This window comes from Flavobacterium sp. (genome assembly GCF_044369455.1).
Classification (GTDB): domain Bacteria; phylum Bacteroidota; class Bacteroidia; order Flavobacteriales; family Flavobacteriaceae; genus Flavobacterium.
In genome coordinates this window covers 1-10,915 of record NZ_JBIPLW010000024.1, presented here as the reverse complement: position 1 = coordinate 10,915, position 10,915 = coordinate 1, and the positions used below count along the sequence as shown (strand labels likewise).

The 10,915-nt window shown below is 31.9% G+C and carries 10 protein-coding genes and 1 CRISPR repeat array; of the genes, 5 read left to right on the top strand and 5 right to left on the bottom strand.

Annotated features, from left to right (window positions below):
* The coding region (locus ACIQ2L_RS13370; RefSeq protein WP_396159654.1) for a T9SS type A sorting domain-containing protein at nt 1–532 on the top strand (532 nt) is incomplete at its 5' end.
* Nucleotides 533–604: 72 nt separating this feature from the next.
* Here the strand turns inward: ACIQ2L_RS13370 and ACIQ2L_RS13365 are convergent.
* Complete coding sequence (locus tag ACIQ2L_RS13365; RefSeq protein WP_396159652.1) at nt 605–988, bottom strand: RNA-binding S4 domain-containing protein; 384 nt, start codon at nt 986–988, stop codon at nt 605–607.
* A gap of 79 nt (nt 989–1,067) precedes the next feature.
* Between ACIQ2L_RS13365 and ACIQ2L_RS13360 the strand changes: the two genes are divergently transcribed.
* On the top strand, nt 1,068–2,138 hold the full coding sequence (locus ACIQ2L_RS13360; RefSeq protein WP_396159649.1) for an FKBP-type peptidyl-prolyl cis-trans isomerase: 1,071 nt from the start codon (nt 1,068–1,070) through the stop codon (nt 2,136–2,138).
* A gap of 58 nt (nt 2,139–2,196) precedes the next feature.
* Here the strand turns inward: ACIQ2L_RS13360 and ACIQ2L_RS13355 are convergent, their stop codons facing one another.
* From ACIQ2L_RS13355 to ACIQ2L_RS13340, 4 genes are all read right to left on the bottom strand, one after another.
* Nucleotides 2,197–3,150: a transketolase family protein gene (locus ACIQ2L_RS13355; protein ID WP_396159647.1), complete on the bottom strand. Its 954-nt coding sequence runs from the start codon at nt 3,148–3,150 to the stop codon at nt 2,197–2,199.
* Entirely contained in the window at nt 3,147–3,791 is a 645-nt protein-coding gene (locus ACIQ2L_RS13350) for a hypothetical protein (RefSeq protein WP_396159645.1), read from the bottom strand. The genes ACIQ2L_RS13355 and ACIQ2L_RS13350 overlap by 4 nt, the downstream gene beginning before the upstream one ends.
* Entirely contained in the window at nt 3,788–4,246 is a 459-nt protein-coding gene (locus ACIQ2L_RS13345; RefSeq protein WP_396159643.1) for a hypothetical protein, read from the bottom strand. The genes ACIQ2L_RS13350 and ACIQ2L_RS13345 overlap by 4 nt, the downstream gene beginning before the upstream one ends.
* A 227-nt stretch (nt 4,247–4,473) precedes the next feature.
* The gene (locus tag ACIQ2L_RS13340; RefSeq protein WP_396159641.1) at nt 4,474–5,319 is read right to left on the bottom strand and encodes a transketolase; all 846 of its coding nucleotides are present in this window, start codon (nt 5,317–5,319) and stop codon (nt 4,474–4,476) included.
* A gap of 282 nt (nt 5,320–5,601) precedes the next feature.
* Between ACIQ2L_RS13340 and cas9 the strand changes: the two genes are divergently transcribed.
* From cas9 to ACIQ2L_RS13325, 3 genes are read left to right on the top strand one after another with little or no spacing between them, the layout of a single operon-like run.
* Nucleotides 5,602–9,483 carry a type II CRISPR RNA-guided endonuclease Cas9 gene (gene cas9, locus ACIQ2L_RS13335; protein ID WP_396159639.1) on the top strand — a complete coding sequence of 1,294 codons (3,882 nt, stop codon included), beginning with the start codon at nt 5,602–5,604 and terminating at the stop codon, nt 9,481–9,483.
* Nucleotides 9,484–9,522: 39 nt separating this feature from the next.
* Nucleotides 9,523–9,762: a type II toxin-antitoxin system ParD family antitoxin gene (locus ACIQ2L_RS13330; protein WP_396159637.1), complete on the top strand. Its 240-nt coding sequence runs from the start codon at nt 9,523–9,525 to the stop codon at nt 9,760–9,762.
* Nucleotides 9,755–10,030, top strand: a complete 276-nt coding sequence (locus ACIQ2L_RS13325; RefSeq protein WP_396159635.1) for a type II toxin-antitoxin system RelE/ParE family toxin — start codon at nt 9,755–9,757, stop codon at nt 10,028–10,030. The genes ACIQ2L_RS13330 and ACIQ2L_RS13325 overlap by 8 nt, the downstream gene beginning before the upstream one ends.
* 71 nt (nt 10,031–10,101) lie before the next feature.
* A CRISPR array of direct repeats spans nt 10,102–10,597; the repeat unit is 36 nt; unit sequence GTTGTGGTTTGATTAAAGATTAGAAAACACGATATT.
* Between the last annotated feature and the right edge of the window lie 318 nt (nt 10,598–10,915).

Below are 10,915 nucleotides of genomic sequence, written 5' to 3'. Positions count from 1 at the left end.
TGATTATACATTGGCACAACAATTAAACATTGTTCCTTATCAATTTTTCCCTAGATACAGAGTTAAGTTAGCACAACCTGATCCAGAGAATCCAGAAGATGAGTTGGTTGTAGCTACTAAAATAGTTGATTATTCTTATTTTAAATTGAGTGATTTCCCTGAGGCACAAGTAGGACAAACCTATTTTGTTGAAGTAGCAATTGAAATAAATGGCGTGTTTGGTGATTATGGAAACGCTTGTGAAATTAATGCGGTAGCACCAGGAATTCCTAGAGCAGTTGCTCCGAAGTTTAAAGCTACGGCGTATCCAAACCCATTTGCGGATAACTTTATGTTGGATGTGAAAACAGCAAGCCAATCAGAAGTAAACGTAAAAGTATACGATATGGTAGGTAGATTGATTGAGCAAAGAGATTTGAGAACAAGCGATTTAGAAACGACAACCATTGGAAACAATTATCCAAGTGGTGTGTACAACGTAGTTGTAGCCCAAGAGGATAATTTACAAACCGTAAGAGTAGTGAAAAGATAGTTTCAACTAACTAATAAATGAGAAAGACCTTCAAGAAATTTGAAGGTCTTTTTTTATTCATAAAGAGGATGGTTATTCTTCTACTATATCGGTTCCTAGTTCAAGATCGTCCAAATCTCTTCGGTCTTTTTTGGTAGGCCTTCCGGTTCCCGTTTTTCGATAATGTTCTTTTGATAATTTGAGTAATTCTAAATGGGTAAAAGTTTCAGGAGGCGTATCGTCTTTTCTATAAATATCAACTAGTTTTGCTCCAACTCTATTTTGCGGAATATCTAAAACCGTAATTTGATAGGTGATTTGGTCTTTTCTAAAAGTAACTTTATCCAACGGGAAAACCTCTTTGGATGGCTTAGCTACTTGACCGTTAACGGTAATATGATTTTTTTTAAAAGCCTCAGTTACCATGTTCCTGGTTTTGTAATATCGAACACACCATAAATATTTATCTACCCTCATTTTTTTTCCAAAATCAACGTTAAATTGTTCACAAAAATAAATCAATATTGTATCTTGCGGGCTCAAAATTCAAATAAAAATGAATACTTTTTTTAAAATTATACTTCTATTTATTATTGGAATAGCTGTTGTTTCTTGTTCAAAAGATGATAATGGAAACGCCCCTTTACGAGATTATACAGAGCAATATGTAAAAGACATAGCAAATATTGAAACTTTTATGAAAACGCACTCCATGACAGTAGTAAATAATCCGGGAAGTACAGACGACCAAGATGTTACTTTTACCATAATTCCGACTGGCGGCACACAAACTTCTATTTGGGATCAAACTATGTATCCCATTCTATCAAGAGAGGTAACGGTTAAACAAAAAGATGTTGATGTTACGTATAAAATATACTATATAAAACTAAGAGAAGGCGCTGGCCCAAATAGTAAATCGCCTTGTAATGTTGACCGTGTGTTGACTGCTTATAAAGGTGAATATATCTATACGAATACAGAAACTGTCGGATCAGTAACAACCAGCACTATAAAATCTGAAGAATTTGAAACCTCTGTTAATCCGCAAAGCTATTTTAATCTAACGGGAGTGATAAGAGGATGGAGCGAAATATTTCCACAATTCAGAACCGGTAATTATGCTGGAAACCCTGACGGTACTATTTCGTATACTGATTTTGGATCGGGGATTATGTTTATTCCCTCGGGTTTAGCCTATTTTGGTAACCCAACAGGAGGAATTCCGGCGTATTCGCCATTGGTTTTCAATATAAAACTTTATGAAGTAGAACGTGTAGACCAAGATGGAGATGGAATTTTTTCCTATCAAGAAGATTTGAATGGCGATGGCTATATGTTACGATTAGAAGAAGGTGTTGTAAACCCTGATGATACCGATGGTGATGAAATCCCTGACTTTTTAGATACCGATGATGATGGCGATTTCTTTACGACCAAAAGTGAAACAAGCTATGTGCACCCAAACGATGTTTTAGAAACGGTTCGTTACTATCCATTTAATGGTGTTTCAGTAGATGACCCATTGACACCTTTTGTAGACGAAACCAAAGGAGTTCCGGATTGTGCTGGTAATTTTACGAATCCAACAAGACTAAGAAAATATCGTGATGCTGCGTGTCATTAAAAAAATCCCGTATCGTTCCAAAAAACGATACGGGATTTTTTTTAAAATAAATTGAAAATTATTTTCTTTTAATTACGCTTTCTACAGCTTCAACTATGGCTTGATTGTTTAGCTTGTATTTTTCCATCAGTTGTTCCGGAGTGCCACTTTCGCCAAAGCTATCGTTTACTGCAACAAACTCTTGTGGTTTCGGATTGTTTAACGCCAATACTCTGGAAACGCTTTCGCCTAAACCACCCAAAAAATTATGCTCTTCAGCTGTAACTACGCAACCTGTTTTAGCCACAGATTTCAAAATGGCTTCGTCATCTAGTGGTTTAATAGTGTGAATGTTGATTACCTCTGCCGAGATCCCTTTTGTTTCCAATGTTTCTGCTGCAAGTAACGCTTCCCAAACTAAATGTCCGGTAGCAATAATAGTAACATCAGTTCCTTCATTTAGCAGTATCGCTTTTCCAATTACAAAAGGTTCGTCAGCCGGAGTAAAATTAGGCACCACCGGGCGACCAAAACGCAAATAAGCTGGACCGTGATGGTCTGCAAGTGCTATAGTAGCTGCTTTAGTCTGATTGTAATCGCACGTATTGATTACGGTCATTCCGGGTAGCATTTTCATCAATCCAATGTCTTCTAAAATTTGGTGTGTCGCTCCATCTTCTCCCAATGTTAAACCAGCATGTGAAGCACAAATCTTTACATTTTTATCAGAATAGGCTACTGACTGACGAATTTGATCATAAACCCTTCCGGTAGAAAAGTTGGCAAAGGTTCCAGTAAACGGAATTTTACCACCAATAGTTAATCCTGAGGCAATGCCAATCATATTGGCTTCTGCAATCCCAATTTGGAAAAAACGCTCGGGGTGATTTTTCTTAAAGTCGTCAAACTTTAACGAACCTATCAAATCAGCACAAAGTGCTACGACATTTTCATTTTTTTGTCCGAGCTCGGTCATTCCTGCGCCAAAACCCGAACGAGTATCTTTACTTCCTGCGTTGTTGTATTTTTTCATTGTTTGTAGTTGATTTGTTCTTTTGTTATTTTTAGTGTTGTGTTTATTTTTAGTTTTTTAATTAAGTTGCAAGTTAATTCAGTTCCATTAGTATAATTATAAGTAATTTTTTGAGGCAACTTATTATCGATAAAAGAGAGATTTCGGTTATCAAAAAAATGATGCCCAAATAAGGGTATTAATTTTGATGGAAATACATCATTGTTTTTGTAATAAACCAATTCAACTTTACCTCTATATTTCTTTTTACCTCTTTTATTTACTTGATTTTTGACAATAATTGATTTGGTTTTAGTTGAATCAATAATTTCGTTTGTAACATCATACTGCATGTTTTCTTCGAAATATAGCCATTTTGAAGGTTTTATTTTTGTGGAATTTATATAATTAAATTGAATACCATTTTCAAAATTTATTACTTCATAATTATGAATAATATTTTCTTTATAATCATTTAAATAGCCCCAAATAGTTTCACTCCCTTTTCTACAAGTAAAATAATAGGTGTTATTTTGAGAGTTAATCATTACAACCGCAATATTGCAATCACCTTGAAATTCATAAAAATTATCAAAAACATATTCCTGGCAAAAACTACTTTGACAGAAGAGTAATGCAATTATGTAAAATAAATTTCTCATTTATTCTTGAATTTTATGTCTTCTTCTTTTACTTGAAAGTCAACATCAGTATCTTTGATTGAAACTAAATCAAAATTCAAATTACAACCTTTATTACATCGGTATTTTATCGAGCTTGGTATGTTATTTTGAGAAATAGTAAACTCAAGACAATCAAGTTGTCGGTGATGTTGTAGAATAGTTGTTATAGTATTTAAAATAGGAACATCAATTGGTTTTAAAATGAATGTATATTGATAATCAATTCGTTTCTTTTTTTTATTAGAGTAATTAATTGCTTCAATTTTAGTCTGTAACGAATCTAATTTGATTTCATTTACAACAAAACTTTCACAATTAACCTCATGATTTGGCCGGGAAAATTTCTCATGATTTGGCTGGGAAAATTTCCAAGAATATTCATAAGTAAAATCAGTAACATCTTTTAAACTCTCTAAGTAATATTTGTGAGACATTTCCGTATTCTTATCTATCAAATAACAATTCATCTCATTGCCCCAACTACTGCTAACAAAGTGATAGGATTGGTTCTTGGAGTTAATAAATATAGATAAATATTGTGTGTTATTATTTTCTATGTCTGTTCTAGTGTATAAAATAGCTTTGTCAAAATGATACTCTTGACAAAACATATTTTGACAAAAAAAGAAGAGTGCTATCGAAAAGAGTTTGTTCATCCAAATTAATAATCACCCAAAGTTTCCGCATTCTGTGCCAATCCAACAGCTAATTGCTCATCATTCGGCGCTTTACCGTGCCAAGCGTGGGTATGCATCATAAAATCGACACCATTGCCCATTACCGTATGTAGCAATACACAAACTGGTTTTCCGTTGCCCGTTCTGCTTTTTGCTTCTTCCATACCTTTAATAATTGCTTCGATGTTATTTCCTTCTTTAATTTCTAGTACATCCCAATCAAAAGCTTCGAACTTGGCTTTCAAATTACCCATATTCAAAACATCATTGGTAGCACCATCAATTTGTTGTCCGTTAAAGTCAACAGTAGCGATAAGATTATCTACTTTTTTAGCGGATGCATACATAATGGCTTCCCAGTTTTGGCCTTCTTGCAATTCGCCATCGCCTGTAAGCACATAAACTAAATGAGCATCGTGATTTAATTTCTTGGCTTGTGCTGCACCAATGGCAACCGACAATCCTTGTCCTAACGAACCCGCAGCCATTCGTACTCCAGGCAAGCCGTCATGCGTGGTGGGATGCCCTTGCAAACGCGTGTTCAGCTTTCTAAAAGTAGCCAACTCCGATACTGGAAAATAACCACTACGAGCTAAAACGCTATAGAAGATAGGGGAAATATGACCATTGGATAAGAAGAAAAGATCTTCTCCAATGCCGTCCATACTAAACCCTGGATTTCGTTTCATTACCTGTTGGTACAATACGGTTAAAAACTCAGCGCACCCCAATGAGCCGCCCGGATGTCCCGAGTTTACGGCATGTACCATGCGAAGAATATCTCTTCTTGTTTGTGTTGTAAAATCGTGTAAATGTTGTGTGTTAGACATTTTTTGTAGTTATAATTAATTTGACCCAAAAGTAATTCTAATTTTAAAGGATGGCAAATGATTTTATTACAAGTTATTAAGGGTTGTAAACAAAAAAAGTCCCACCGAAGCGGGACTCAAGATTTTCATCTACGGCATATAGCCTTATTGTGATAAGATTAAAGATTAGAAATTTTAATCATTTCAAAAATAAGTAAATGTTTCTTAACAACAATAAGGAAATCTGTAAAAAAAGCAATTTTTTTTTGTAGTTTTATTCTTTAGTATAAAAAGTATAAGATTATGGCAAAGATTTTAGGATTGGATTTAGGAACAAATAGTATTGGGTGGGCAATTAGAGATACAAACAAAGAAGGAAATCAAATTGTTGATGCTAATGTGATTGTTTTTCCACAAGGTGTTGGCGAAGAAAAAGGAGTTGAGTTTTCATTAGCTTCAGAACGAACAAAACTCAGAGCTTCAAGAAAATTATATAAAAGAAGAAAAAAAAGAAAAACCGATTTATTAAAATTATTAATAGAAAATGGTTTTTGTCCGTTGACAATTGATGAATTGACAATCTGGTCTGAATATAAAAAAGGACAAGAAATGAAATACCCAACAGCCAATTTTGAATTCTCAGAATGGTTGAAGATTAATCCTTATGAAGTTAGAGCAAAAGCAGTTAATCAGATAGTTTCAAGGCAAGAATTAGGAAGAGCTTTGTATCATATGTGTCAACGCAGAGGTTTTAAAAGTGGAAGAAAAGATGCTGACGCAGGTAAAGATTTGGAACAATACAAAAAAGAGCAAGAGCTTTTAGGACAAAATGGTTTTAAAACTTTAGGAGAATATTATTTTGATTTACTTCAAAATGATAAAAAAGTTAGAAAGACAAAGTTCAGTGCAGATGATCAAGAAGTAAATTCTTCTCGAATTAGTTATGTAGAAGAGTTTAATGTTTTAATGAAAGCCCAAAATATAAGTAAAGAATTAGCAGATGATTTCTTTGATGCTATTTTTTTTCAAAGACCTTTAAAGTCCCAAAAAGGAGCAGTTGGAAAATGTACTTTAGAAAAAATAAAAACTCGTTGCCCAATAAGTCACCCTTTATTTGAGGAGTTTAGGATGTATCAATATCTTAACTCTATTAAAGTAAAAGAACGAAATAGTGATAAGTTTGTTTTTCTTTCAGAATTTCCAGAGTATTATAAAATTGCAAAAGATAAGTTCTACAGAGTAAGTGCAAAGAATTTTAAGTTTGTTGATATTTCAAAAAGCATAAATACTTCGGCTAAAAAGAATAGTTTGTTATTTGAATTTAATTATAACGATAAATATCCAATTGTTGGCAGTCCAACGATCAGTAAATTAATTGAAGTTTTTGATGCAGAAGATTGGATAGGTTGTAAAAAACTAATCATTTCAAAATATAAAAAGCAAGACAATAAAACGGTTAGTGATTTAGTTGATGAATTATGGCATTCGTTATTTTTTTCAGGCGATTTTGTAAATGATATTACTTCTGAGAAAGTAAAAAATTTCATAAGAACTCGATTTAATATTTCAGAAGAAAAAATCAACTATTATGAAAGTATCAATTTAAAGCAAGGATATTCTTCATTAAGTAAAAAAGCTATAGTTAAGATTTTGCCGTTTTTGGAGAATACAATTATTTATCCTTATGCAGTTTTCTTTGCTAATATTGATAGTATTATTGGAAAAGAAAAATGGGAAGCTAATAAAGAATTTATTCAAGATACAATTGTCGATATTATTTCAAATTATAAAACACAAATACTAAAGATTGATATTGTAAATGGTTTGGTTGGCGATTTTATCAAAGAATATGATAATTCCAATTTCGATTATATTTTAGATGAAACCGATAAAATAAATGTTGTAGATAAAACCAAATTATTCTACGGTAAGTATGAATGGGAAAAAATGTCTGATGAAAGTAGAAATGGTTTGTTAAATGAAATTGAAAAAGAATTTCAGAGCCAATTAAGAAAAAGAAGAGTTGGTGGTTATTATTTGCCAAAACCAAGAGTTGACGAAATTATCAAAGAATTTTTAATTCAAGAATATAAAGTCTCCAAAGAGCAAGCAGATAAACTATATCATCCTTCTGCAATGGATGCTTATCCACAAAGTCAAGATAATTTATTAGGATTGCCATTTACAAATTCTATAAAAAATCCGATGGCAATGCGAACTTTGTTTTATTTGAGAAAATTAGTAAATACATTATTAAAAGAAAATAAAATTGCTCCAGATACAGAAATCATAATTGAATTAGCAAGAGAATTAAATGATAAAAACAAGCGACTTGCCATTGAAAGATGGCAGCGAGAAAGAGAAACTGAGAATAAAAAATTCAGAGAAAAATTAGAAGAACTGGCAAAAGACACCAATTCAAAAGTAACTGATGCAGACATTATCAAGTATAGATTGTGTCAAGAACAAAATGGAAAATGCTTCTACACAAACAATACCATTAATTGCGAAAAATTATTAGGTTCAAACCCACAGTTTGATATAGAACATACATTTCCTCGTAGTAAATCTTTTGATAATTCACTTGCAAATAAAACATTAGCTGATAGAACTTTCAATCAAATTAAAGGAAATAGAATTCCACAAGAAATAAATGAGGGAAATTATAAAGAAAATTTCACCCATAATATTAAAGATTGGCAAAAAACCATAGAAGATTTAGAAGAAAAAATAGAACAACAAAAATATTTTTCAAAAGTAGCCAGTACAGTTGAGCAAAAGAATAGTGCTATACAAAAAAGGCATTATTTAAAATTAGAGTTAGACTATTGGAAACAAAAAGTATATCGCTTTACTGCAACCGAAATAAAACCGAACTTCAAAAACAGCCAATTAGTAGATACTGGAATAATAACTAAATATTCAGAGTTGTTTTTAAAGTCACTATTTCAAAAAGTTTTTCCAGCAAAAGGAACTATGGTTGCTGATGTTAGAAAATCTTGGGGATTAGGTGAGAAAGATAGAAACTACCATTACCATCATGCTATTGATGCAGTTGTCTTAACATTTATGGATAAAAGTATTAGAGATGGTTTAGCCGCAGCATTTAAAGAATCAGAAGAAAATCGATATCAAGAAAAATTTAAGATTGCAAAACCGTGGCAAACTTTTACTGAAGATGTATTTCAGTTAAAGGAAAGTATTATTGTAGTTCACAATCATAAAGATAAAATAGAAAAACAAACGGTTAGAAAATTACGAAAAAGAAATAAAATTCAATATGACAAGCAAGGAAATGTAATTTATGAAAAGGGGCAAGGAATTAGGGGTTCACTACATAAGGATACTTTTTATGGTGCAATTGAAAGAGAAAATGAAAATGCAGAGAAAGAAATTTGGTTTGTTTTAAGGAAACCTGTAAATAGCAATTTTACTGATGCAGATGTAAGTAATATTGTAGATGAGGGTATTAAAAATAGAATACTTAAACATGGTTTAAAGAATATTAGAACAATTGAAAATTGGATTTTATTGCCAACCGAAAAAGATGAAAAAGAAAAGGAAATCAAAGAAATGTTGATTAAAAAAATCCGAGTAAAAACAAGCAATAAAAATTTACCAAAAATTAAATCTCAAAGTCATGTTTCAAAAGGCAACCGAAAAGAATACAAAGAACATTATTATGCTACTTTAGAAAATATTTTTGGTATGGCAATTTATGAATCCTTTGACAATAAAGGTAAAAAAGAGCAAGCCTTTAAAACTATTTCGGCATTTGATTTAGCAAAACACAATCAAGGTAAATTAAAATTAGAAATGCCAGTTGAAGAAAATATAATAAAAAACAAAGGCAAAAAATCGGAAGTTTTGATTCCCTTAACTAAAGTTTTACGAGTAAATCAAATGGCACTTTTTTATGAAAATAGCCCAGAGGAATTAAAACAATTAAGTAAAAGTGAGTTAAATAATAGACTATTTAAAATAACGCAATTTGAAAGCGATGGACGAATTCAGCTTCGCCATCATGCTCAAGGTGGCGCTGATAAGGATTTAAAAAAGGAATCGTCTGTAAATTTTGAACAGCCAGTTCAGAAATTAAGAATAAGCTTAAGTAATGTTAAAGCAATATTTGAGGGTAAAGATTTTATTTTATACCAAACAGGTAAAATAGATTTCATGTACTAAAATTTTTGGTGTATATTTACACCACTAAATATTTTTATTATGGCAAGACAAAGCATTACCCTAGCCAATCAAAACGATGAGTGGCTCAAACAACAAGTAGCCAAAGAAGAATTTACAAGCAAGAGTGAAGCAGTAAATTATTTGATTAAGCAAGCGCGTGAGCGCGATGCGTATCATGAGTATGTTCAAATGAAAATTGATAGAGGTTTGAAGAGTGGTTTTAGTACCAAAACCAAAGAAGAACTTTTGGCAGAAATTAAAAGCAGACTGAATGTATAGATATAATTTATCTTTTGAGGCAGAAGAAGATATTATAAGAATTTTTGAATTTGGGTTGGGCAGATTTGGTTTGCAACAAGCTTACAAATATTATGATATGTTATTTGAATGTTTTAATAAAATAGCAGCTAATCCGTTTATGTTTCCCATTGCAACAAATTATAAGGATATTGAACGTTTTTGTGTTTGTGGAGTTGATACTATCTATTACAATATAAAAGATGATGATATTGAAATCGTCACCATCATAGGAAGACAAGATTTTTAAAAGTTCTTTGACATAAGATTTTCAAACGCTTAAACAACCAAACCACAACGGAGTTTCTACGCAGTCACTCTGTTGTGGTTTGATTAAAGATTAGAAAACACGATATTAGACGAGATGGAGTAATCGAAATGGAAACGGTTGTGGTTTGATTAAAGATTAGAAAACACGATATTTTATCATTACTTAATTGATAGGTTTAATGGGTTGTGGTTTGATTAAAGATTAGAAAACACGATATTAGACAAATTCGGAAACACCAAAGTACTTGGGTTGTGGTTTGATTAAAGATTAGAAAACACGATATTAAAAATGGGAAAGAACGATACAGAAATTCAGTTGTGGTTTGATTAAAGATTAGAAAACACGATATTGAACTTCTTTAAATACTCAAACTACTACAAGTTGTGGTTTGATTAAAGATTAGAAAACACGATATTTCCTCTAAACTTATAAAAGCATCGACTGAGTTGTGGTTTGATTAAAGATTAGAAAACACGATATTAAAATAAATTCACAACGTAAATCCCACCAGTTGTGGTTTGATTAAAGATTAGAAAACACGATATTAGTTGGCTCGTTACCTTCTAGTATTCAAGAGAATAAAGTGAAATATCGTTTAAAAAAATGCTTCTTTTGCAGGATGATAAGCTGTAATTGAGGCATTTTTTTGTTTGTGAAAAGTTGTGGTTTACAAACACCGAGTATTTATTTTTAGTGGAGTGTTTGTGAATCTCCCGAAAATGGGAGATTTGATTGGCAGATTAGAAAACACGATATTAGTTGGCTCGTTACCTTCTAGTATTCAAGAGAATAAAGTGAAATATCGTTTAAAAAAATGCTTCTTTTGCAGGATGATAAGCTGTAATTGAGGCATTTTTTTGTTTG

Excerpts from the sequence above, each read along its gene's own strand:
- ACIQ2L_RS13365 (WP_396159652.1), bottom strand. The coding sequence starts at position 988 with ATGAGGGTAGATAAATATTTATGGTGTGTTCGATATTACAAAACCAGG.
- ACIQ2L_RS13360 (WP_396159649.1), top strand. The coding sequence starts at position 1,068 with ATGAATACTTTTTTTAAAATTATACTTCTATTTATTATTGGAATAGCT.
- ACIQ2L_RS13355 (WP_396159647.1), bottom strand. The coding sequence starts at position 3,150 with ATGAAAAAATACAACAACGCAGGAAGTAAAGATACTCGTTCGGGTTTT.
- ACIQ2L_RS13350 (WP_396159645.1), bottom strand. The coding sequence starts at position 3,791 with ATGAGAAATTTATTTTACATAATTGCATTACTCTTCTGTCAAAGTAGT.
- ACIQ2L_RS13345 (WP_396159643.1), bottom strand. The coding sequence starts at position 4,246 with ATGTCTCACAAATATTACTTAGAGAGTTTAAAAGATGTTACTGATTTT.
- ACIQ2L_RS13340 (WP_396159641.1), bottom strand. The coding sequence starts at position 5,319 with ATGTCTAACACACAACATTTACACGATTTTACAACACAAACAAGAAGA.
- cas9 (WP_396159639.1), top strand. The coding sequence starts at position 5,602 with ATGGCAAAGATTTTAGGATTGGATTTAGGAACAAATAGTATTGGGTGG.
- ACIQ2L_RS13330 (WP_396159637.1), top strand. The coding sequence starts at position 9,523 with ATGGCAAGACAAAGCATTACCCTAGCCAATCAAAACGATGAGTGGCTC.
- ACIQ2L_RS13325 (WP_396159635.1), top strand. The coding sequence starts at position 9,755 with ATGTATAGATATAATTTATCTTTTGAGGCAGAAGAAGATATTATAAGA.